The sequence below is a fragment of the Spiroplasma endosymbiont of Tiphia femorata genome, assembly GCF_964020225.1.
Lineage (GTDB): Bacteria > Bacillota_I > Bacilli_A > Mycoplasmatales > VBWQ01 > Spiroplasma_E.
In genome coordinates, this window is sequence record NZ_OZ026544.1 from 588,420 (window position 1) to 612,305 (window position 23,886).

Genomic DNA, 23,886 nt, shown 5'->3' on the forward strand with positions numbered 1-23,886 from the left:
ATGCAATATGACTTAATTATTGGAATTGACCCTGCTGGAATTGGTAATAATGGAATTGTTATATATTCACATGAAACTAATAATATTGTTTTTAATGAAACATTTAATACATTAACTGTTTTATGAACTAAAAATATGTATAAAGAAAAATTGCAATTAATTAAAGAAAAATTTATTGATAAAAAAATATTAGTTATTGTAGAAAATTTCTTTTTAAGTTCAAAACAATTATTAACTAATCCATTAGCAACACCAAAAGTTATTGGTGCTTTAATGGTATTAGTAGAAGATATTATGAACTGAGATTATCATGAAAATGAACCAAAAAACAAAAATAAAATAGAAAATTATAAAGGAAATATAAAATTAACAAAACATGAACAAGATGCATATAAACATATTCAATATTATTTAAGGAATTATAAAAATGAAAAATAAAGAAAATTACATTAAATTAACAGTAAAACTGAGTAACACTATTGAAGCAAAATATCATGAAAAAGGTAATAAACAATTATATTATAGTGTTCGAGGTCAATGAAATGGATTAAACTATGTTACTTTAATTTTTAATAACCCAAAACTTTATAGACGCTGTATTTTATTAAACAAAAATGATGAAATTATTGTAACTGGTCAAATCTTTAACACTTTAAACATTCCTAAAAATCGTGCATTTTGTTCAATCAATGTTAAATGATTTAAAAAATGAAAAGAGTAAAAAATGATATTATGAAAAATTTTATTAATAGTACCAATATTAATAACAATTATAACATTAATAATATTTTTAATATTTATTATTAAAGAATTAAAAAATGAATATAAAGTATTGAAAATATTAAGTGAAATTTCTAATCAAATTGAAAATAAGGATAATAAATAATGAATAATCATGAAAATTGTATTAATAAAGAAAAAATAATTAAGATTATTGAAGACCGTATAATATGACTTAAAAATGAAATAACTAATGTTAAATCTTTTAAACAAATAGAATTTTATATATGAGAAGAAATATGTTTAAAAGATTTTTTAATTAAAATAAAAAACAAAAATATTGAAATTGGTGAATTTGATAATGAATAAAGAAAAATTACTTAAATATATGAAAGATATAATTAAATGAACTAAAAAAATTAATTATACAAACTCTCATTTTGACAAAAATATTTTAAATTTATTAATTGAAAAAATAGAAAAAGGTGAATTTGACTAATGATTATCTTACCTACTTTGTTTGAAAATAAAGATGAAATTGAAATATTATCACCATTTCCAAAAGAAATTCATACAAGTAATGATATTAGAGCAATTATTTTAAGACAATACCCAAATGTTAAATCAAAACACATAATTGTTTCTGACCCAGAAAGTAATGTTGCATTAATAGTTGGTGATAATGATGTTTATCAAGGTTGAATTAAAGTAACAGTTAAAAAATTAGAAATTAAAGGAGAATAGAAAATGCCAAGTATAGAAAATCAATCAAATTATACTTTAACTAAATTAATTAGAACTGGAATAAGTCCAATTTGTGCAATGATTGGTACAAGTGCTTATTATGGTCAAGTAATAGATAATCCATTATTAGGTTCAATTAATAGTTTATTATTTGGTAAAAAATTAGGTTTAGATATTTGAAATTTAAATCAAAGACCAAATACAAAAACTAAATTAATTAATAGTAGTAAAAAAATACTATTAGGTTTAGGAATAATTGGTTTAGCAAATTATAGTAAATGAACTGAAAATAATATTAATCCTATTATTCCAACAACACCAACTCCAATAACTACTACAACTACAACTGAGGGTCCTCCATGATTATTATTAAATAAGCAAGAAAATCAGTCATTAATGGATTGAGATACTTATATTTCATTAAATGCTTATGGTATATCAAATCTTATTAATGGATTAACGGAGTTAGTACCTAATAAATTTGAAACAATAAGAAAGATTTGTAATATGGCTACTGGTGGATGTTTAATATCAAGTGGTGTTGCTATGGGTATTAATAATGATTTTAATAATGCTTATGCAGTACCTACCATAATTGCTGGTGCAAGTGAAATTATCCATAATTTAATACCTATGGAAACTACAAATCATAATGAAGAAATGCAAGAAACATCATTTAATGATGAAACTGCAAGATTAATTAATGACAATAGATTTACTATTAATAGTGAAACTGCAAGTCAATATTATGGTAGTGATAATATGAGCGAAGTACCATTAAATAATGATAATGCTTCATTAAATTGAGATTACAATCACATGAGTTTATAAGGGAGGTGAAAAGCAATGAATAAAGAAAAAATTATTGAATATTATAATAATGAAATTCAGACATATAAAGAAAGATTGGAACAATTAAATAAAGAAATATCTGTATTAGTAAAAATTATAAGTAATTCACAGTCAATGATTGAAAGAATTAATGGTGGTCAATTTGATGAATAATTAAAAATTAAAAATAAATAGTTGAAAGGAAAATATTGAAATGAAAGAATTTTTACATGAATTAATAATTATTGGAACAAGTGTTGGAACATTAATTTGCAGAGAAATTATTGTTTTAGTAAAAAGATTTATCACAACTCCAAAACATGTTAGAGCAAATAACAAAATTATCAAACATCAAAAAAAATTAGTAAAATTAAATGAAAAGATTAATAAAGAAAATAAATAAAAAAGTGGTGATGTAAATGTTAGAAAATGAAAATAATGTTCAACAAACAACTGAACCTTTAAATGAAAATAATGCTTCTTCACAAGAAATAGAAAATAAAGTTAATGAAGCAGAAAATAAGTTAAATAAACTTAATCAAGAAATTAAAGAAAAAGAAATAATTAATATATTTAAAAAATATCAAGTTAAAACTGAATTTTATGATTTTTTAAAATTTAAAACAAGTAATATAGAAAATTCAAAAATTGAAGAAACTATTAAAAAAATGATTAAAGAACAACCAGTATTTAAAGAAACAATTAATACAGGTGGCAATAAACAAATAATTATTAATAATAAAACAAATGATAAAGAAAATTTTTTAATTAATTATAAAAAGAAAAATTATTTATAAACGAAAGGAAGAAATAAAATGTCAGTACCATTTAATCAAAATTTAGACAATACAGAGAGATTAGTAGAAGCACCAGAATTTATAGAATTTTTTAAAATTTCAAATAGTCCATGGGCAAACTTTTTCCCTACTGAAATTGTTGACTCAGTAAATATTGAGTTTATTGTTAAAAAACCAAAAAAACCAGAAGTAAAAATTATTGCTTGAGATGATAAAAGTAAAAGATATGAATTACCATATGTTGATACAGATAAAATTAGTAAAAAAATAACTAAAAAATATCTTGCAGGAGAAATTATTGCAGATGTAGATTTAAAAGCAAATAATGCACAAAATTTATTAGATAGTATGCAATATGAAGTTGCAAATGATTTAGCAGACAAATTGGCAATTGATGATACACAAGCAATTGCAAAATTTGCTACTAAAATCGATATTGAAGATACAACACCAGTAGGCTATTTAAAATCAATGTTATCTGCTTGAAATACTTTGTTTCAATTTAGAAACATTGCAAATAGTAAATTTTTTATTACTAATGGTCTTTATGATAGTTTAGTTTATTTAGCAGATAATAAAGGTTTAATTACCGATAATCAGTTGGCACAACAATTACGTTTAAATGGAAATAATTTATATGTAAAAGGCGTATTATGTGAAATCGTTCTTGATGACTATATGATGTTTACTAATGATAAAAATGAACAACAATTAATGACCTTTATTTTAGCAACACCAAGAGCGATGAAAAGATATATGATAGAAAATACAGTTATTTATGTAGATTTTATTAAAGATGATAAAGCAGGAAGAGCATATAAAGTTGCTGGTGAAGTTGTTGGAGAAGCAATACCATATATTTCTAATAATGAAACAACATCACGTTGAATGTTATGTGGAGTTATTAAAACAGAAAAAACTGATTTAAAAACTAAAATTACAGTTTTAACAACAAATATTACTGCAAATGTTAATAACAATAACAATGAATTAAATACAGAAATAAAAAGTACTAATGAACTTAAATCATTAAATCCAAATTTAACAAATCCAAATATTAAATATTTTAGTGATGCACAAGGAAAAACTAATGTAAGTAATCAAAAACAAAAAGCAGGTGACTTATATATAACTATTACTGCAAATGTTAATGATTTAAATTATAAAGGAACAACAAATCCAATTAAAATAACTCTTAAATAAAGGAAATTAAATGCCATGCCAATTGGTACAACTAGTACAGCAATACTTTTAAACATAAATAAACCAAAACATACTAGAACAAGTAACCAACAAGAAAATAAAAGTTTTTGATGAGAAATTTTAGAAATGATTGGTGTACAAGTAATTGCAGTAGCACTTGCTCCTTTTACTGGTGGATTAAGTGAAAGTGTAGCCCTTGGATTAGGTGCAAGTGATTTTATTGCAAGTACTATTAATTTTGGTATTTATGCTACAACTGATTTTACTATTAATCAAGTTTATGATTATTTAAAAGGAAATGTAACAAAATTAAATACTTTCTTAAATTTATTACCTGCATTTGCTGGACTTAATAAAATTAGTCGTGGTTATCGTACTACTAAATTTATTAAACTAGCACAAGAAACTAAAACATTAAAACAAGTTGGTATTAAAGAAGCCAAAAATTTACAAGAAGTTATTAGTCAAGTAAGTGGAAAAGAAATTTTAACAGATAAAATTATTGGTAATAAACGTTATTTAATGAATTATAGTTTTACTCCTAATCGTGAAACAGTATTACGAGATTTAGGTTATGTTGCTGAAAGACAATATAAAAATAATTTTCAAAAATTAGAAGCACAAGAATTAAAAGATTATTTATTATTACAAAATACATTAATAAAATTAAGTCCACAATTAACTCCTAAATTTAAAATTAAAGATATTGAAAAAGCAAATAACTTTTTTAAAAATTTAATACTGATTTAAAAAAAAGTACTATCTATGAACCAACATGATTGATTAAATTTAGTTCATACAATACATTCAGAAAATAGATATGGAAAAACTTTAATTTTAGATTTACAAAAAATTCGTGCTAATTCTATTAAATTTAATTTTAAAAATAATGTTATTCATCAACTTGTTTTAAAAGCAAATCAAAGTTTTAAATATTTTGATATTAGATTTTATTTAAAAAAAGGTTTAAATAAATTTTGAAAAGATACACCATATTTTGAAAAAATAAGAGAAAGTATATATAAATTACAAGAAAAATTTGAAAAGTTAGAAAAACAAGCATTTGAAAAAATTAATAAATTAAAAGAAAAAGCAACTGATTTATTTACTAGTGCAGAAAAAAGAGCAATTAAACATGCACAATTAATTCCATTAAATTCACCAGTATTTATGGGTTGTAAAATTCAACCTTTGTCATTAGATAAATGTGCAATTACTATTTATCATCGCAATCCTAAATATAAACCAATTACAGTTGTTGATAGTATTCTTAAAGCAAAAACTTTTGTTACTCAAATACATCCATTTCATTGATATCGTTGATATAGTGGTTGATACATTGGTTATGGTATTAATCGTAATAAATGATTAAAAGCAATAGCATTTGCTCCACCAGTGGTGCAACAAGTAATTAGAGATAGTTTTAAAGTATATAGAGAAATATTTAGAACTATTAGAACTTATCATAAAGTAGTAAATGTTATTAATAATCCTATTGAAAATATTAACAAATCATTTAAAAATGTTGGTTTAAAATTTTCAGTTAATACTTTATTTGGTACAGGATTATTACATCATTTAGAAAAATTTGCATATAGTCAAGTTATAGCAAAAAGTAAGAAAAAATTAAAAAAAGGTAAAAATAAAATACAAAAAGAAATTGAGCATATAACACATAAAAAAACAAAAAAACATACTCATCATTATAAACAAGCATTTTTTAAGGAATGATAAATTATGATTAATAAACTTTGAACTGATGTCAGTCTTGAAAATTATAATAACTGATATCCATTAACTGGAAAAATTACAGAAACACCACAGCAGTATATACAAACATGACCTAATGTTAATGATTGATTTAAAACTTTTGCTATTCGCGCGCAAAATGATATTAATGCTTATCTTGATTTTATTTTATCTAAATTTCCTTTTGATAGTTTTAAAGATGAATTAATTAAAGAAACATTAAGAGATATGGTTTATGTTATGGTTGAACATTGAGTATTTAATCGTACACCAATTGAATTTAATGTTGATGCTACTATTCAATTTAATAATGGTACTCAATTTAGTGCAAATAGTACTCCTACAATTAATGTTTGAGATTTAGCACCTAGTAGAATGAAAATATGAGCAAGATTAACAGAATTAAAACAAATATTTTCAAGTTATAATGATGATGAAATAGATGTTGAAAAAATTGACTTAAAAGCATTTTATACTAGAAATCAAGTTGATGAATTAATAAAAGAACAAAAAGAATTTACATTATTAAAACAAATTAAATTATATGATGATTTAGTTGATGATAATGAAAATGAAATATATAGAGGTCCTGTTAGTAAATTTATTAATAAAGGTTATGTTGCAACTGATTATGATAAAGAAACTGAAACAATGATTTTAGATTGACCTGATGAAATTGGTACATTACCCCCCGAAGCATTACAAAATAATCCACAAATTGGTGATTATACGCATGCACCAACTTGTGATTTTTCTGCTAAACAACAAAAACGAATTACTACTAATGAAAATGAAATTACCAAATTAAATACTGAATTAATTAAAGCAAATGAAAATATTAATGATGTTAAAAATAATTGATTTAATATTGAAACTAGTCCTTTATGAAAAAAAGTTGAAAATAATAATATAGAAATATTTAAATGATATTTTATTAAAATCAGTTATCAATATTCAACAGAAAATAACTTTATGAAATTTTATAAAGTAATTAAAATTTATTTAAATAATGTTTTTAATGAATTTGAATTGCTAAATGTTGATTCCATGACGTATAATGAACAAATCCAAAATAAAAGAATTTTAAATACCGGAACGATTTACTATAACAATAAAAAGAAAGAATTTAGTGGTGGCGGTAATTCTTATCCTGAACGTGGAAAAATTAATTTAATTGGTGATATAGAAGAAATATATCAATATCAAGGAATAGATACACCAACTGAATTTATAGCAGAGAAAAATACTGAACGTGATTATTATACAAAAATAGAAACTAATAATTTATTAGATAAAAAACAAGATAAGTTAATTGCTGGTGAAAATATTAAAATTGATGAAAATAATAAAATTAGTGCTACTGGTGGTAGTGGTGAATCATTATGAGAAGTAGACATTAATTCGCCTAATATTATTCAACCTAAAGAAAAAAGATTAATTACTGCTAATAATAAAAGAATTATTTATATTGGCGAACCAGAACAAGAAAAAGATGCGACTACAAAAAATATGTTGATGAATTAATTGATAAAAAACAAAATAAATTATTATTGATAAATGAAAATATGACATATGGAGAATTAAAATATAATAAATTACCAGAGGGAAAATTTGGTGATGATTTAGGAATACCACCTAATAAAGTTATTAAAGAATGAATTAGTGAAAATGTAAATAAAAAACAAGATAAAATAGAAAATTTACAAGATAAGATTTTTAATAATAAAGATGATAAAGATAGTACTACAAGATTAGTTAATGAAGTTATTAAAACTAATACTAGCGGTAAAACTTTAATTTATAGAGATAATCCTAATATTACTGATGATAATGATATTCCAAATAAAAAATATATAGATGATAAAATACCTAATTTATCTGATTATTATAATAAAACTGAGATAGATAAAAAATTAGCAGATTTTAAAATTATTAAATGAAAAGTAATAGGTAATAGAATTGATGATAAAACATGAAAAATTACATATGCGCCATTGTATCAATATATTTATCGAGTATTTGTAACATGAGAAGTTGCAAATGAAAAACCATTAGACCAAGGTTATCAACAAGTTATATTTTTTAAATCACCAAGAGTAACGGGTACTGGAAATTGAAGAATTGTTTCGGGAAAAATTGGTAATAGTGATGCTACATTAAATATTAATTTTGATAATACAAATTGAACTTTAACTTTAAATGGTGGTAATGGTGGAGCAATTATTAGTTTTGAAGTATTAGAACAAGCAGATGATAATGTTTATCAAATTAATAGTAAAACATTAAATATTATTGCACCTGAAAAAATTGATAAAGAAAAACCTATTAAAATTAATTCATATAGTTTAGAAACTAATGAAATTAGAGAAAATGAATGAGATATTGAATTAAAAAATAATCCAACACCAAATGTTCCAAAATGAAAAAAAGTAGGAACAAGAGAAAAAAATAAATGAGATAATTGACAAATTACTTATGATTTTCAAGAGAATAAACATTATAGAGTTTATTATTCTTGAAGTATATATAATCCAGTTTATACTATTCAAGAATTTATTATAACTGATAAAAAAATTGCTGGTGTACAAATACAAACCTTTAATGATAGTGCTAATATAGTAATTTTATCAGTTCAACATGCAAAATGGATTACTATTTATACTGGAAAAGGTAATTTAAAAGGTAATGTATGAAAATTAGAAGAATTACAGGAATAATATTATGTTTTTTAAAATTATAAAAATTATTTTAGGTTTAATAGGAGTAATTTTATCATCAGCAACAGCAGGTTTAATTATATTTATCATTGTAAAAATCATATTAAAAATTAATCAAATATTTTAAGAAAGGTGGTGAATATTATGTTAGGTAAATTTTTTAGAAAAGATAAAAGTAATATTAGTGATAATCAAAATGAAAAAGTAAAATTTTTAAATAATAAAAATAAAAGTACTCATGCTTCAATTTTAAATTATTTTGGTTTTAATGATTTTAATCATGAAACTTATTTCACTGATTTTGTAGCAGAAAATAATGCTAATTTATATAATGCTCCATTAGATATTAATAATGAAACTATTAAAAAATACTTAATTCAACAAGAATTTTATAGAAAAAATTGAAATTCTATTTTTAAATTAAGCAAATTAGGAATTAGTGGTTATTTAATGTTACGAAATAATTTATTATCATATTAGTAACTTATTTCCAAAAATGAATTATTTGAAAAATAATGAAAATTAGACAAAATTACTCTCTTTTCTTAAAACATTAAATTTATATTTTATATTCGACGTATTTAAAAAAAATAAAATATACATTTTGTAAGTTAAATTAAAATTATCAACAAGGAAAAAGACAAGAAATAATCTTGTCTTTTTTTGTAATTGTAAAATTTTAAAATTTTTAATAACAATCTTTAGCACTATTATCAACACGTGTTAGGGAACTAAAAAAGTGAACTACAACACAGTTGTTAAAAATAGTAGCTAGAACATGTGGACTTGCATGGATAAATAAAAAGTGGAGTGATACCTAATAAAATATACTAACCATTTAATGGTAATTCTTGGGGTGGGAGCGAATTGGAAACTAGTATATATAGACCTGTTGTAGGGACCTATTGTATTAATTCTATTCTTTATTTAACCAACCTTGCCACTCCCCAGTGAGCAAGTGTTGATTTTATTTTTTATTTTTTTTGAAAATTTTTTTGGGCGAGAAAATAAATTTCAAACTTGTAAAAAAAATTGAGCGGTGCCGGTTCAATTAAAATATTAATTTGTTTAACACAAATTAAATAAATATTGAATCGAATGCCTCAATGTTTTTTAAAATTTCATAATTTATTTTTGAGCCCAGAATTGCTGGAATGAATAAAACGAATAGTAGTATTATTAATAATCTAAAAATCAAAATATATGTTCTTTATGCTAGAAGCAACAGAACATATTAGGAAAGGATTATTATGCAAATAGAATTTAAAAAAGAACAAATTGTTAAAGATAGACCACAATCTATTCTTATTGATTATGGTGAATATAAATTACAATGTCCAAAATGAATGGTTAAAAATAATAGTTTTATTGCTGATGATAAATATACATATTGAGTTTTTAATTTAGAAAATATTAAAAAAGAATTAAGTGGTAATGAATTAATAAAATTATTAGAACCATATATTAAAGACCAAAAAATAACTGTTAATAAACCAACTGCTCCAAAAGAATATTATCTTAATGATATAAAACTTGAACCATTAAAATTTTATGAACAGCATAATAGTTGATTTATCGGTGAAATAACAGATAACAAAACTAAAATTACTAATCCTTGTTTTAAATATAACATTACGTGAGAAGAAAACAGAAAAGGTTTTAAAATAAATAATCCATATAAACATGATGATTTACCAATTAATTATATAGTTACTTCTTATAAGGAAATTTCAACTCATAATGAAAAAGTATTTTTGTTGAACATGTAAACAAAATAAATTAGATTATTTATTCTTTAATACTAATGATATAAAAACAAGAAAATATTTTTTAAGAGATAACAATAGTAAAGCAATTTGTTATGACTGTATTTTAAATGTTAGGTTAAGTAGGAGATATAAATATGAATAAGCAAAAACCATTGTCTTATAAAGACCAAGAAATTATTAATAAATATAATAAAAAACGTAATCAAGAAATAACAGAAGAACATTTAAATAATATAGAAAAATTAAGAGAAGATTTTAAAAAAGAAGTTATTAATGAATATAAAGAAAAATTAAGAGAAGATTTAGATGAACGAATAACGTGACTTACAAATGAAATATCTAATGTTAAACATTTTAAACAAATAGAATTTTATATATGAGAAAAAATATGTTCAAAAAATATAATAATTAAAATTGAACAAGGAATATTTGATTAATAATGCAATATGACTTAATTATTGGGATTGACCCTGCTGGTATTGGTAATAATGGAATTGTTATATATTCAAATGAAACTAATAATATTGTTTATAATGAAACATTCAATACATTAACTGTTTTATGAACTAAAAATATGTATAAAAAAAAATTTCAATTAATTAAAGAAAAATTTATTGATAAAAAAATATTAGTTATTGTAGAAAATTTCTTTTTAAGTTCAAAACAATTATTAACTAATCCATTAGCAACTCCTAAAATTATTGGTACTTTAATGGTATTAGTACAAGATGTTTTTAACTGAGATTATCTAGAAAACCACCCAAAAAATAAAAATAAAATAACAAATTATAAAGGAAATATAAAATTAACAAAACATGAACAAGATGCATATAAGCATATTCAATACTATTTAAGGAATTATAAAAATGAAAGATAAAGTCAATTATGTCAAATTAACAGTAAAACTGAGCAACACTATTGAAGCAAAATATTACGAAAAAGGTAATAAGGAATTATATTATAGTGTTCGAGGTCAGTGAAATGGTTTAAACTATGTTACTTTAATTTTTAACAACCCAAAATTTTATAGACGCTGTATTTTATTAAACAAAAATGATGAAATTATAGTAACTGGTCAAATTTTTAATACTTTAAATATTCCTAAAAATCGTGCATTTTGTTCAATTAATGTTAAATGATTTAAAAAATGAAAAGAGTAAAAAATGATATTATGAAAAATTTTATTAATAGTACCAATATTAATAACAAGTATAACACTAATAATATTTTTAATATTTATTATTAAAGAATTAAAAAATGAATATAAAGTATTGAAAATATTAAATGAAATTGCTAATCAAATTGAAAATAAGGAGAATAAGTAATGAATAGATGTACATGAACTGAAACAATAACATTTGAAAAATTTATTCATGAACCACATTATGATGAAATTAAAAATGAACAAAGACAAAAACAATGTGAAAATATGACAGATGAGCAATTTGATGAATATTGTAGAGCATATTGTAAAGAACATAGAATTAAAGTTGATGAAATTAATAAATCAAGACATAAAAATTGTATTAATAAAGAAAAATTAAAATATTTTTTGCTTGAATATTATAATACCTTTAAAAAAGGTAATCAACCATGATTTCAAATAAAAGTAGATACTTATTCAAATTTATTTGAAAAAATAGAAAATGGTGATTTTGATAATGAATAAAGAAAAAATACTTAAATATATGAAAGATATAATTAAATGAACTAAAAAAATTAATTATACAAACTCTGATTTTGACAAAAATATTTTAAATTTATTAATTGAAAAAATAGAAAAAGGTGAATTTGACTAATGATAATATTACCTACTTTGTTTGAAAATAAAGATGAAATTGAAATATTATCATCATTTCCAAAAGCAATTCATACAAGTAATGATATTAGAGCAATTATTTTAAGACAATACCCAAATGTTAAATCAAAACACATAATTGTTTCTGATCCCGAAAGTAATGTTGCATTAATAGTTGGTGATAATGATGTTTATCAAGGTTGAATTAAAGTAACAGTTAAAAAATTAGCAAAATTAAAGGAGAATAAACAAATGCAAAAGGAAAAAATTAAAATTAGAAATTATGAATTTGAATTAAATTCTTATGTAGTAGATTCGTTATTAGATGTTATAAGAGAACTGATAAAAACAAATAAAGGAGAATAAAATGCCAAGTATAGAAAATCAATCAAATTATACTTTAACTAAATTAATTAGAACTGGTATAAGTCCAATTTGTGCAATGATTGGTACAAGTGCTTATTATGGTCAAGTAATTGCAAATCCAGTATTAGGTTCAATTAATAGTTTATTATTTGGTAAAAAATTAGGTTTAGATATATGAAATTTAAATCAAAGACCAAATACTAAAACTAAATTAATTAATAGTAGTAAAAAAATATTATTAGGTTTAGGAACAATTGGTTTAGCAAATTATAGTAAATGAATAGAAAATAATATTAATCCTATTATTCCAACAACACCAATTCCAGTAACTACTACAACTACAACAGAAGGTCCACCATGATTACTATTAAATAAGCAAGAAAATCAGTCATTAATGGATTGAGATACATATATGAGTTTAAATGCTTATGGTGTATCAAATCTTATTAGTGGATTAACTGAGTTAATACCTAATAAATTTGAAACAATTAGAAAGATTTGTAATATGGCAACTGGTGGTTGTTTAATATCAAGTGGTGTTGCTATGGGTATAAATAATGATTTTAATAATGCTTATGCTATACCTACAATAGTTGCTGGTGCAAGTGAAATTATCCATAATTTACTACCTATGGAAACTACAAATCATATTGAAGAAATGCAAGAAACACCATTTAATGATGAAACATCAAGATTAGTAAATGATAATAGATTTACTATTAATAGTGAAACAACTAGTCAATATGGTAGTGATAATATGAGCGAAGTACCATTAAATCATGATAATACTTCACTAAATTGAGATTATAATCACATGAGTTTATAATGGAGGTGAATAATTTATGAATAAAGAAAAATTACTAGAATATTACAATGATAAATTAAAACAACATGAAAAAGATTTAGAAGACATACGATTGAATGAACGTTTAATTGCAAATCTTTTAATGGATACAAAATGTATGATTGAAAGAATTAATAAAGGTGAATTTGATGAATAATCAAAAATAAACAATAAATAGTTGAAAGGAAAATTTGAAATGAAAGAATTTTTACATGAATTAATAATTATTGGAACAAGTGTTGGAACATTAATTTGCAGAGAAATTATTGTTTTATTAAAAAGATTTATCACAACTCCAAAACATGTTAGAGCAAATAACAAAATTATAAAACATCAAAAAAAATTAGCAAAATTAAATGAAAAAATTAATAAAGGAGAAAAATAATATGACAAAAATTGAATTTAATGAAAAATATAGAAAACAAGATATCAGTATTGATAGAGATTTTGATTTACATATTGATAATTGTTTTAAATTTTCTGATATCAATACATTAGAAAATGCTGTTAATGATTATAAAAAACTAATAAGTGAAATGCCACAATTAGTTAAAGATTGATTATTAGGATAAGATTAGGAGAATGTTCAATGTTAGAAAATGAAAATAATGTTCAACAAACAACTGAACCTTTAACTGAAAACAATGCTTCTTCACAAGAAATAGAAAATAAAGTTAATGAAGCAGAAAATAAGTTAAATAAACTTAATCAAGAAATTAAAGAAAAAGAAATAATTAATATATTTAAAAAATATCAAGTTAAAACTGAATTTTATGATTTTTTAAAATTTAAAACTAATAATTTAGAAAATTCAAAAATTGAAGAAACTATTAAAAAATGATTAAAGAACAACCAGTATTTAAAGAAACAATTAATACAGGTGGCAATAAACAAATAATTATTAATAATAAACCAAATGATAAAGAAAATTTTTTAATTAATTATAAAAAGAAAAATTATTTGTAAACGAAAGGAAGAAATAAAATGTCAGTACCATTTAATCAAAATTTAGACAATACAGAGAGATTAGTAGAAGCACCAGAATTTATAGAGTTTTTTAAAATTTCAAATAGTCCATGGGCAAACTTTTTCCCTACTGAAATTGTTGACTCAGTAAATATTGAGTTTATTGTTAAAAAACCAAAAAAACCAGAAGTTAAAATTATTGCTTGAGATGATAAAAGTAAAAGATATGAATTACCATATGTTGATACAGATAAAATTAGTAAAAAAATAACTAAAAAATATCTTGCAGGAGAAATTATTGCAGATGTAGATTTAAAAGCAAATAATGCACAAAATTTATTAGATAGTATGCAATATGAAGTTGCAAATGATTTAGCAGATAAATTGGCAATTGATGATACACAAGCAATTGCAAAATTTGCTACTAAAATCGATATTGAAGATACAACACCAGTAGGCTATTTAAAATCAATGTTATCTGCTTGAAATACTTTGTTTCAATTTAGAAATATTGCAAATAGTAATTTTTTTATTACTAATGGTCTTTATGATAGTTTAGTTTATTTAGCAGATAATAAAGGTTTAATTACCGATAATCAGTTGGCACAACAATTACGTTTAAATGGAAATAATTTATATGTAAAAGGCGTATTATGTGAAATCGTTCTTGATGACTATATGATTTTTACTAATGATAAAAATGAACAACAATTAATGACCTTTATTTTAGCAACACCAAGAGCAATGAAAAGATACATGATAGAAAATACAGTTATTTATGTAGATTTTATTAAAGATGATAAAGCAGGAAGAGCATATAAAGTTGCTGGTGAAGTTGTTGGAGAAGCAATCCCATATATTTCTAATAATGAAACAACATCACGTTGAATGTTATGTGGAGTTATTAAAACAGAAAAAACTGATTTAAAAACTAAAATTACAACTTTAACAACTGATATTACTGCAAATGTTAATAACAATAATAGTGAATTAAATACACAAATAAAAACTACTAATGAACTTAAATCATTAAATCCAAATTTAACAAATCCAACTATTAAATATTTTAGTGATGCACAAGGAAAAACTAATGTAAGTAATCAAAAACAAAAAGCGGGTGACTTATACATAGTTATTTCTTCAAATGTTAATGATTTAAATTATAAAGGTTCAACAAATCCAATTAAAATAACTCTTAAATAAAGGAAATTAATATCATGCCAATTGGTACAACTAGTACAGCAATACTTTTAAACATAAATAAACCAAAACATACTAGAACAAGTAACCAACAAGAAAATAAAAGTTTTTGATGAGAAATTTTAGAAATGATTGGTGTACAAGTTATAGCAGTAGCACTTGCTCCTTTTACTGGCGGATTAAGTGAAAGTGTAGCCCTTGGATTAGGTGCAAGTGATTTTATTGCAAGTACTATTAATTTTGGTATTTATGCAACAACTGATTTTACTATTAATCAAGTTTATGATTATTTAAAAGGAAATGTAACAAAATTAAATACTTTCTTAAATTTATTACCTGCATTTGCTGGACTTAATAAAATTAGTCGTGGTTATCGTACAACTAAATTCATTAAATTAGCACAAAAAACTAAAACATTAGAACAAGTTGGAATTAAGGAAGCAAAAAACTTACAAGAAGTTATTAGTCAAGTAAGTGGAAAAGAAATTTTAACAGATAAAATTATTGGTAATAAACGTTATTTAATGAATTATAGTTTTACTCCTAATCGTGAAACAGTATTACGAGATTTAGGTTATGTTGCTGAAAGACAATATAAAAATAATTTTCAAAAATTAGAAGCACAAGAATTAAAAGATTACTTATTATTACAAAATACATTAATAAAATTAAGTCCACAATTAACTCCTAAATTTAAAATCAAAGATATTGAAAAAGCAAATAATTTTTTAAAAAAATATAATACTGATTTAAAAAAAGTATTATCTATGAACCAACATGATTGATTAAATTTAGTTCATACAATACACACAGAAAATAGATATGGAAAAACTTTAATTTTGGATTTACAAAAAATTCGTGCTAATGCTATTAAATTTGATTTTAAAAAAAGTTCAATTCATAAGATTGTTTTAAATGCAAATAAATTGTTTAAATATTTGGATATTAGATTTTATTTAAAAAAAGGTTTAAATAAATTTTGAAAAATTACGAGAAAGTATATATAAATTACAAGAAAAATTTGAAAAGTTGGAAAAACAAGCATTTGAAAAAATTAATAAATTAAAAGAAAAAACAACTGATTTATTTACTAGTGCAGAAAAAAGAGCAATTAAACATGCACAATTAATTCCATTAAATTCACCAGTATTTATGGGTTGTAAAATTCAACCTTTATCATTAGATAAATGTGCAATTACTATTTATCATCGCAATACTAAATATAAACCAATTACAGTTGTTGATAGTATTCTTAAAGCAGAAACTTTTGTTACTCAAATACATCCATTCCATTGATATCGTTGATATAGTGGTTGATACATTGGTTATGGTGTTAATCATAATAAATGATTAAAAGCAATAGCATTTGCTCCACCAGTGGTTCAACAAGTAATTAGAGATAGTTTTAAAGTATATAGAGAAATATTTAGAATAGTAAGAACTTATCATAAAGTAGTAAATGTTATTAATAATCCTATTGAAAATGTAAATAAATCATTTAAAAGTGTTGGTTTAAAATTTTCAGTTAATACTTTATTTGGTACAGGATTATTACATCATTTAGAAAAATTTGCATATAGTCAAGTTATAGCAAAAAGTAAGAAAAAATTAAGAAAAAACAAAAATAAAATACAAAAAGAAATTGAACATATAACACATAGAAAAACAAAAAAACATACTCATCATTATAAACAAGCATTTTTTAAGGAATGATAAATTATGATTAATAAACTTTGAACTGGTGTCAGTCTTGAAAATTATAATAACTGATATCCATTAACTGGAAAAATTACAGAAACTCCACAGCAATACATACAAACATGACTTAATGTTAATGATTGATTTAAAACTTTTGCTATTCGTGCTCAAAATGATATTAATGCTTATCTTGATTTTATTTTATCTAAATTTCCCTTTGATAGTTTTAAAGATGAATTAATTAAAGAAACATTAAGAGATATGGTTTATGTAATGGTTGAACATTGAGTATTTAATCGTACACCAATTGAATTTAATGTTGATGCTACTATTCAATTTAATAATGGTAGTCAATTTAGTGCAAATAGTACTCCTACAATTAATGTTTGAGATTTAGCACCTAGTAGAATGAAAATATGAGCAAGATTAACAGAATTAAAACAAATATTTTCAAGTTATAATGATGATGAAATAGATATTGAAAAAATTGACTTAAAAGCATTTTATACTAGAAATCAAGTTGATGAATTAATAAAAGAACAAAAAGAATTTACATTATCAAAACAAATTAAATTATATGATGATTTAGTTGATGATAATGAAAATGAAATATATAGAGGTCCTGTTAGTAAATTTATTAATAAAGGTTATGTTGCAACTGATTATGATAAAGAAACTGAAACAATGATTTTAGATTGACCTGATGAAATTGGTACATTACCCCCCGAAGCATTACAAAATAATCCACAAATTGGTGATTATACGCATGCACCAACTTGTGATTTTTCTGCTAAACAACAAAAACGAATTACTACAAATGAAAATACTATTAAATTATTAGAAACTAAAGTTGATAATAATATCAAATTATTAGAAAATAAAATTGAGATTAATAAACAAAATATTGATGATATTAAAAATAACTGATTTAATATTGAAACTAGTCCATTATGAAAAGAAATATCAAATGAACTTTCAACTGATAATTTAAATAAAGAAATATTAGTAATATGAGGTTATATTTATGAAAGTGATATTTATAAATATAAATATACTAGAAAATCTATATTTAAATTAGATAAAGAATCTGCAATAAAATCATATACTCTATTAGATACTTTTTATTCAGATGAAATTAATAATATTAGATTATATTTAACTTGCAGTAATTATAAAATTCGTGCAAGTGCTACACCTGGAACATATTACTCAGGATTTATTTCTAAAATATATCAATATATTGGAAAAGGTACACCAACTGAATTTATAGTAGAAGATAGTACTGAACGTGATTACTATACAAAACTAGAAACTAATAATTTATTAGATAAAAAACAAGATAAATTAATTGCTGGTGAAAATATTAAAATTGATGAAAATAATAAAATTAGTGCTACTGGTGGTAGTGGTGAATCATTATGAGAGGTAGATCCTAATTCACCTAGTATTATTCAACCTAAAGAAAAAAGAATTATTACTGCTAATAATCAAAGAATTGTTTATATTGGTGAACCAGAACAAGAAAAAGATGCAACTACAAAAAAATATGTTGATGAAAAAATTGACAAAAAACAAAATAAATTATTATTGATAAATGAAAATATGGCATATGGAGAATTAAAATATAATAAATTACCAGAGGGAAAATTTGGTGATGATTTAGGAATACCACCTAATAAAGTTATTAAAGAATGAATTAGTGAAAATGTAAATAAAAAACAAGATAAAATAGAGAATTTACAAGATAAGATTTTTAATAATAAAGATGATAAAGATAGTAGTACAAGATTAGTTAATGAAATTATTAAAACAAATGTTGGTGGTAAAACTTTAATTTATAGAAATAATCCAGTTATAACTGATGATTTAGATATTCCAAATAAAAAATATGTTGATGAAAAAATATCTAATTTAACTGATTATTACAAAAAAGAAGAAATAGATAAACAAATAAAAGATTTAAAAATTATTAAATGAAAAAATGTTGGTACAAAAGAAAGTGATATTAAAATTAATTATAATTTTAAATTAAATACTTTATATAAAGTTGGTTATTCTTGAAATACTGATTTAAAAAGTGCAATTTCTTATATTGAATTTTTATGACAAGGAAAAGGTACAGTATTAGATAATTTTTTTCAAGGAACTTATGGAAAAGATGTTGTTGATAGTTATGTTGATTTACTTCTTAGTGATAGAGATATTACAATGGAAAGATATAATTATAATGAAGGTCGTTTACATTCATTAGAAGAAGAAATAAAAGATAATACTTATCAAATTAATAGTAAAACATTAAATATTATTTCACCTGAAAAAATTGATATAGAAAAACCTATTAAAATTAATTCATATAGTTTAGAAACTAATGAAATTAGAGAAAATGAATGAGATATTGAATTAAAAAATAATCCAACACCAAATATTCCACAATGAAAAGAAGTAGGAACAAGAGAAAAAAATAAATGAGATAATTGACAAATTACTTATGATTTTCAAGAGAATAAACATTATAGAGTTTATTATTCTTGAAGTATATATAATCCAGTTTATACTATTCAAGAATTTATTATAACTGATAAAAAAATTGCTGGTGTACAAATACAAACCTTTAATGATAGTGCTAATATAGTAATTTTATCAGTTCAACATGCAAAATGGATTACTATTTATACTGGAAAAGGTAATTTAAAAGGTAATGTATGAAAATTAGAAGAATTACAGGAATAATATTATGTTTTTTAAAATTATAAAAATTATTTTAGGTTTAATAGGAGTAATTTTATCATCAGCAACAGCAGGTTTAATTATATTTATCATTGTAAAAAATCATATTAAAAATTAATCAAATATTTTAAGAAAGGTGGTGAATATTATGTTAGGTAAATTTTTTAGAAAAGATAAAAGTAATATTAGTGATAATCAAAATGAAAAAGTAAAATTTTTAAATAATAAAAATAAAAGTACTCATGCTTCAATTTTAAATTATTTTGGTTTTAATGATTTTAATCATGAAACTTATTTTACTGATTTTGTTGCTGAAAATAATGCTAATTTATATAATGCTCCATTGGATATTAATAATGAAACTATTAAACAATATTTAATTAAACAAGAATTTTATAGAAAGAATTGAAATTCTATTTTTAAATTAAGCAAATTAGGAATTAGTGGTTATTTAATTTATATTGCTAATGATGATTTATATTTTCAAGTAGTAGATATACAACAAAGAGTTTATGATATTGGTGGTAAATTAATTCAATGTACTATTTTTTATGATAGTTATCAACAAAATGCACAAACTGTAAGATTATTTGAAATTTATACATTAAATAATGAACAAGTAATAATTAATCGCTCAATTTATAGTATTAGTGATAATAAAAAACAATTTCCATTAGATTTTAAATCATTTATTAATAATCCTAATCTATTACAAGAACAAACATTAAATATTAATTATATACCAATATCAATTATGCGAAATAAAGCAAATGAGTTAGCAGATTGTGATAAAGTAATGGATAAAATTAAAGCATTAGATGTTATTTATGAACAAATTGTTTTAGATACCATTTTAAATTCACCTAAATTTATATTTAGTCAAACTTATGGTAATGTTCAATCAACATTAGAAGAAGCAGTAAGAACATTAGTTACTAAAAACTATATATTTAAAAGTGGTGGAGATAATAATGAACAAAACGAAAATATCAATATGACAAATAGTAATTTTAAAGGTAAAAATTTAACTGATATATACGATTGAAATGTTAATGAAATATTTAAACGTTGTGGTATTCATATACCAAGTCAAAAGAAATCTGCACAACAATCAGTTCCCGAAAGTACAGCTGTAAATATTTCAACTATTAATTATATTGAACAAAAATTATGACAATTTAATATTGATATTCTTAAATTTATTCAAATATTAGTAAGTGTTGATAAAGACTTATTAAATAGTAAAACCTTTAATATTAATGATGAACAAGAAATTAATAACTTAACAGTTAAATTAAAATTATTTAATCCCGAAAATAACCAATTAATAGGAGAGAACAATGGAAAACAACAACAAACCACAAACGAAGTTTCCACAGAAACAGAAACAAACTAAACTTAATCAGGCAGAAGTAGAAAATGATTATTTAATTGATAATATTCCTTATGATTTTACTAATATGATGAGTGCTACTAGTGACCCAGATATTAATAGAGCATACGATGAATTTAAAAAAAGAACTATATATATTTATGAAATTGAACGTTTATTTAAAAATAATGAAAATAATAGTTTAAGATTTTCAGCAAATACTATTAAAATAGGTTTTATTGATATTGATAAAGTATTAAAAACTATTGCAGTTGAAACATCTGATTTTACTATGCAATTAAATCAAAGAGCAAGTACTAATATTAATGATAATACAATTGAATATAGTATGACTGATATTAAAAATTTAATATTTCAAGAAATAAATTTATTAAATCAATTTAAATTATATGCTGTTTCTATTAATGAACCATTAACTGAAAATAATATTGATAATTTATATATTATTAATAATTATTCACAACCATATCAAAATCCAAAAACAAGAAGTACTAAAAGTATTACTATTATTAAAATTAAAGATTTTAAAACAAGAGATGGTTATCCAATCATTATTAAATTACAAAAACCATTAGATAAAGATACCAAAGTAATTGGTTTAAAAATTAAAGCCCCTAGAAGCATGATTTTTGGCAATATAAAGGTACTTGGTGAAGTTGACAATATGGAAGTATACCCTAAATTATTTGTTAAAGATAAGATAGCATTTCCGCTATTATCAATGCCTATTGAAACTCAACCAAAAGTTAGAATATTACAACAATGATTTAGTGAACAAATATTACCATGAAATTTAGCAAAACAATTTATTGGACAAGAAAAATCAGTTTTAGATTTAATTGCTATTAGTGGTGGTAAAGAAACAAGAAAAGAAGTAATTAATAATGCAAGAGTAACTGATACTTGATTAGGTTGAGAAATGGGTGGTATTTGAAATGGTAATTGACCATTAAAACATGAAATACATTTAGAAGATAAAAAAGTTTTATCTTTTAATAATGAAGGATGATATGTTTATCTTGCAACCAATAATAGATTTAAAAGTATAGAAATTGAAATAAAAGATGCACCAACAATTGATAGTTTACAAAAATTATTATTAGATATGTTAAGTTATACATATAACTATAATAGAAATTTCGAAGGTGCAGATTATGATGATAAAGGTAAACCAAAAAATAAAATAGCAGAATTAAGAAAAAAATTTGAAGGTCAAAAACCCGATGAAGTAATTACCAACTTATTTAGGCAATGAGAGTTAGATTATCCAAATTATGTTAATTTATCACAAGTTAAAATATTTAAACAAATATTTACTATGTTATCAAAATATATTTATTCATCATTATCAATAAATAAAGGATTAAATGATGATAATAAAATTTTATTGCCATATTATTTTGAATTACAATCAAGTCCAATACAACCTAGTGAAAATGATATTTGACAGTATAAGGATATAAAAGTAATATTAAAATCTGTATATTTTGATTTTACTGATGTTAATAACATTAAACTAAAAAATAATGATATTAGTCAAAATGAATTATTTAAATTAGATGATAATCAATTTAATTGATTATCAATAACAAATGAATTAGAAAGTAATAACATACCTTCATTAATTCCCGCTGATTGAACATTAGCTAATGGTGAATATGGAAAATATTTTACAAAATCAATTATTAATAATAATAAAATTGAAAATGCTTTAAATTTATATGGTTCAAATAAATCACAATTATTTTCTAAATTAGAATTTTATAAAGAAATTTCTCAAATTGATAATGTTAATGAATTTGAATTACTAATTGAAAATCCAATTAATAATTTAAATCGGATTGAAATCAGTGGTATTTTTGGTGCTGGTAACTATGATTTAATTTTAATTACCGATAAACAAGAAATAAACCTACAAAATATTAATTTATTTGATAAATATAATGAAAATATTTCTTATATTAACTTAGAAATATAAATTATTTATTAAAATATCCATTAGGATATTTACCATTTCATACTATATCTGTACTGTAATATCAATTTTGAAAAGATATATCAAATTTTCTTCTTAATGGTTCATCTGCAAAATATAACTCAAATTTATAATCTTTTTTTAAAGTATCATTAGGATTAGTTGTTCAAATAGTTTGAACACCTCATTCAACTTGTTTATGTGGAGTTAAAAAATATTTAACTCCACTAACATTATGGGTAAGCACCCCCCATGATTAATCCTATTGTTCCAGTTGTTGCACCAGTTAGTGATAATGCTAATGTTATTTTACTTAAATTTGTTTTTATTCATGTTTTCATATTAAATTACTCCTTTTTTCCTTGATTTTACTTATAAATTGTACTATT

The 23,886-nt window shown here is 22.2% G+C and carries 37 protein-coding genes; 36 read left to right on the forward strand and 1 reads right to left on the reverse strand.

Annotated elements, in window-relative coordinates:
- The 36 genes from AACK83_RS03605 to AACK83_RS03780 all read left to right on the forward strand — a co-directional run bounded on the left by AACK83_RS03605 (position 1) and on the right by AACK83_RS03780 (position 23,500).
- Complete coding sequence (locus AACK83_RS03605; RefSeq protein WP_338959433.1) at positions 1-438, forward strand: hypothetical protein; 438 nt, start codon at positions 1-3, stop codon at positions 436-438.
- Complete coding sequence (locus tag AACK83_RS03610; RefSeq protein ID WP_338959434.1) at positions 428-721, forward strand: hypothetical protein; 294 nt, start codon at positions 428-430, stop codon at positions 719-721. The genes AACK83_RS03605 and AACK83_RS03610 overlap by 11 nt, the downstream gene beginning before the upstream one ends.
- Positions 722-724: 3 nt before the next feature.
- Positions 725-886 carry a hypothetical protein gene (locus AACK83_RS03615; RefSeq protein WP_338959435.1) on the forward strand — a complete coding sequence of 54 codons (162 nt, stop codon included), beginning with the start codon at positions 725-727 and terminating at the stop codon, positions 884-886.
- The gene (locus AACK83_RS03620) at positions 886-1,089 is read left to right on the forward strand and encodes a hypothetical protein (protein ID WP_338959436.1); all 204 of its coding nucleotides are present in this window, start codon (positions 886-888) and stop codon (positions 1,087-1,089) included. Before AACK83_RS03615 ends, AACK83_RS03620 begins: the two co-directional genes overlap by 1 nt.
- A complete protein-coding gene (locus AACK83_RS03625) occupies positions 1,082-1,219 on the forward strand; it encodes a hypothetical protein (protein ID WP_338959437.1) in 138 nt (45 codons plus the stop codon). Before AACK83_RS03620 ends, AACK83_RS03625 begins: the two co-directional genes overlap by 8 nt.
- Positions 1,219-1,464 (forward strand): hypothetical protein, encoded by a 246-nt coding sequence (locus AACK83_RS03630; protein WP_338959439.1) that lies wholly within the window; start codon positions 1,219-1,221, stop codon positions 1,462-1,464. The genes AACK83_RS03625 and AACK83_RS03630 overlap by 1 nt, the downstream gene beginning before the upstream one ends.
- A gap of 3 nt (positions 1,465-1,467) precedes the next feature.
- Positions 1,468-2,295, forward strand: coding sequence for a hypothetical protein (locus AACK83_RS03635; RefSeq protein ID WP_338959441.1), 828 nt, complete (start codon positions 1,468-1,470; stop codon positions 2,293-2,295).
- Positions 2,296-2,310: 15 nt separating this feature from the next.
- Positions 2,311-2,469 carry a hypothetical protein gene (locus tag AACK83_RS03640; RefSeq protein ID WP_338959443.1) on the forward strand — a complete coding sequence of 53 codons (159 nt, stop codon included), beginning with the start codon at positions 2,311-2,313 and terminating at the stop codon, positions 2,467-2,469.
- A gap of 40 nt (positions 2,470-2,509) precedes the next feature.
- Entirely contained in the window at positions 2,510-2,698 is a 189-nt protein-coding gene (locus AACK83_RS03645) for a hypothetical protein (RefSeq protein WP_338959445.1), read from the forward strand.
- 16 nt (positions 2,699-2,714) lie between these two features.
- Entirely contained in the window at positions 2,715-3,092 is a 378-nt protein-coding gene (locus AACK83_RS03650) for a hypothetical protein (protein ID WP_338959447.1), read from the forward strand.
- Between the two features lie 18 nt (positions 3,093-3,110).
- A complete protein-coding gene (locus AACK83_RS03655; protein WP_338959448.1) occupies positions 3,111-4,295 on the forward strand; it encodes a hypothetical protein in 1,185 nt (394 codons plus the stop codon).
- Positions 4,296-4,310: 15 nt separating this feature from the next.
- A complete protein-coding gene (locus AACK83_RS03660) occupies positions 4,311-5,045 on the forward strand; it encodes a hypothetical protein (RefSeq protein ID WP_338959449.1) in 735 nt (244 codons plus the stop codon).
- A gap of 15 nt (positions 5,046-5,060) precedes the next feature.
- Entirely contained in the window at positions 5,061-6,029 is a 969-nt protein-coding gene (locus AACK83_RS03665) for a hypothetical protein (RefSeq protein WP_338959451.1), read from the forward strand.
- 3 nt (positions 6,030-6,032) lie between these two features.
- Positions 6,033-7,568, forward strand: coding sequence for a hypothetical protein (locus tag AACK83_RS03670; RefSeq protein WP_338959453.1), 1,536 nt, complete (start codon positions 6,033-6,035; stop codon positions 7,566-7,568).
- A 41-nt stretch (positions 7,569-7,609) separates the two neighbouring features.
- Positions 7,610-8,761, forward strand: coding sequence for a hypothetical protein (locus AACK83_RS03675; RefSeq protein WP_338959454.1), 1,152 nt, complete (start codon positions 7,610-7,612; stop codon positions 8,759-8,761).
- Positions 8,762-8,765: 4 nt separating this feature from the next.
- Positions 8,766-8,888 (forward strand): hypothetical protein, encoded by a 123-nt coding sequence (locus tag AACK83_RS03680; protein WP_255495924.1) that lies wholly within the window; start codon positions 8,766-8,768, stop codon positions 8,886-8,888.
- Between the two features lie 17 nt (positions 8,889-8,905).
- The gene (locus AACK83_RS03685; RefSeq protein WP_338959456.1) at positions 8,906-9,241 is read left to right on the forward strand and encodes a hypothetical protein; all 336 of its coding nucleotides are present in this window, start codon (positions 8,906-8,908) and stop codon (positions 9,239-9,241) included.
- A 770-nt stretch (positions 9,242-10,011) separates the two neighbouring features.
- A complete protein-coding gene (locus AACK83_RS03690) occupies positions 10,012-10,530 on the forward strand; it encodes a hypothetical protein (RefSeq protein WP_338959457.1) in 519 nt (172 codons plus the stop codon).
- A 134-nt stretch (positions 10,531-10,664) separates the two neighbouring features.
- Positions 10,665-10,967, forward strand: a complete 303-nt coding sequence (locus AACK83_RS03695) for a hypothetical protein (RefSeq protein WP_338959458.1) — start codon at positions 10,665-10,667, stop codon at positions 10,965-10,967.
- Between the two features lie 2 nt (positions 10,968-10,969).
- Complete coding sequence (locus AACK83_RS03700) at positions 10,970-11,407, forward strand: hypothetical protein (protein WP_338959460.1); 438 nt, start codon at positions 10,970-10,972, stop codon at positions 11,405-11,407.
- A complete protein-coding gene (locus AACK83_RS03705; RefSeq protein ID WP_338959462.1) occupies positions 11,397-11,690 on the forward strand; it encodes a hypothetical protein in 294 nt (97 codons plus the stop codon). Before AACK83_RS03700 ends, AACK83_RS03705 begins: the two co-directional genes overlap by 11 nt.
- Before the next feature lie 3 nt (positions 11,691-11,693).
- Entirely contained in the window at positions 11,694-11,855 is a 162-nt protein-coding gene (locus AACK83_RS03710) for a hypothetical protein (protein ID WP_338959464.1), read from the forward strand.
- Entirely contained in the window at positions 11,855-12,199 is a 345-nt protein-coding gene (locus AACK83_RS03715) for a hypothetical protein (protein ID WP_338959466.1), read from the forward strand. Before AACK83_RS03710 ends, AACK83_RS03715 begins: the two co-directional genes overlap by 1 nt.
- Positions 12,192-12,329: a hypothetical protein gene (locus AACK83_RS03720; RefSeq protein ID WP_338959467.1), complete on the forward strand. Its 138-nt coding sequence runs from the start codon at positions 12,192-12,194 to the stop codon at positions 12,327-12,329. Before AACK83_RS03715 ends, AACK83_RS03720 begins: the two co-directional genes overlap by 8 nt.
- The gene (locus tag AACK83_RS03725; protein ID WP_338959468.1) at positions 12,329-12,694 is read left to right on the forward strand and encodes a hypothetical protein; all 366 of its coding nucleotides are present in this window, start codon (positions 12,329-12,331) and stop codon (positions 12,692-12,694) included. Before AACK83_RS03720 ends, AACK83_RS03725 begins: the two co-directional genes overlap by 1 nt.
- A gap of 1 nt (position 12,695) precedes the next feature.
- A complete protein-coding gene (locus AACK83_RS03730) occupies positions 12,696-13,520 on the forward strand; it encodes a hypothetical protein (protein WP_338959469.1) in 825 nt (274 codons plus the stop codon).
- A 16-nt stretch (positions 13,521-13,536) separates the two neighbouring features.
- Positions 13,537-13,695, forward strand: a complete 159-nt coding sequence (locus tag AACK83_RS03735) for a hypothetical protein (protein ID WP_338959470.1) — start codon at positions 13,537-13,539, stop codon at positions 13,693-13,695.
- A gap of 39 nt (positions 13,696-13,734) precedes the next feature.
- The gene (locus AACK83_RS03740; protein WP_174481134.1) at positions 13,735-13,923 is read left to right on the forward strand and encodes a hypothetical protein; all 189 of its coding nucleotides are present in this window, start codon (positions 13,735-13,737) and stop codon (positions 13,921-13,923) included.
- 1 nt (position 13,924) lies between these two features.
- A complete protein-coding gene (locus tag AACK83_RS03745; protein ID WP_174480219.1) occupies positions 13,925-14,110 on the forward strand; it encodes a hypothetical protein in 186 nt (61 codons plus the stop codon).
- A 17-nt stretch (positions 14,111-14,127) separates the two neighbouring features.
- On the forward strand, positions 14,128-14,436 hold the full coding sequence (locus tag AACK83_RS03750) for a hypothetical protein (protein ID WP_338959471.1): 309 nt from the start codon (positions 14,128-14,130) through the stop codon (positions 14,434-14,436).
- A gap of 86 nt (positions 14,437-14,522) precedes the next feature.
- Entirely contained in the window at positions 14,523-15,707 is a 1,185-nt protein-coding gene (locus AACK83_RS03755; protein WP_338959473.1) for a hypothetical protein, read from the forward strand.
- Positions 15,708-15,721: 14 nt separating this feature from the next.
- Entirely contained in the window at positions 15,722-16,711 is a 990-nt protein-coding gene (locus tag AACK83_RS03760) for a hypothetical protein (RefSeq protein ID WP_338959474.1), read from the forward strand.
- Between the two features lie 22 nt (positions 16,712-16,733).
- Positions 16,734-17,420: a hypothetical protein gene (locus AACK83_RS03765; RefSeq protein ID WP_338959476.1), complete on the forward strand. Its 687-nt coding sequence runs from the start codon at positions 16,734-16,736 to the stop codon at positions 17,418-17,420.
- A 3-nt stretch (positions 17,421-17,423) separates the two neighbouring features.
- The gene (locus tag AACK83_RS03770) at positions 17,424-20,132 is read left to right on the forward strand and encodes a hypothetical protein (protein WP_338959477.1); all 2,709 of its coding nucleotides are present in this window, start codon (positions 17,424-17,426) and stop codon (positions 20,130-20,132) included.
- 145 nt (positions 20,133-20,277) lie between these two features.
- Positions 20,278-21,525: a hypothetical protein gene (locus tag AACK83_RS03775; protein ID WP_338959478.1), complete on the forward strand. Its 1,248-nt coding sequence runs from the start codon at positions 20,278-20,280 to the stop codon at positions 21,523-21,525.
- Positions 21,470-23,500 (forward strand): hypothetical protein, encoded by a 2,031-nt coding sequence (locus AACK83_RS03780; protein ID WP_338959479.1) that lies wholly within the window; start codon positions 21,470-21,472, stop codon positions 23,498-23,500. Before AACK83_RS03775 ends, AACK83_RS03780 begins: the two co-directional genes overlap by 56 nt.
- A gap of 1 nt (position 23,501) precedes the next feature.
- On the opposite strand, the gene AACK83_RS03785 is transcribed toward AACK83_RS03780, so the two are convergent.
- Positions 23,502-23,744, reverse strand: a complete 243-nt coding sequence (locus AACK83_RS03785; protein WP_338959480.1) for a hypothetical protein — start codon at positions 23,742-23,744, stop codon at positions 23,502-23,504.
- Between the last annotated feature and the right edge of the window lie 142 nt (positions 23,745-23,886).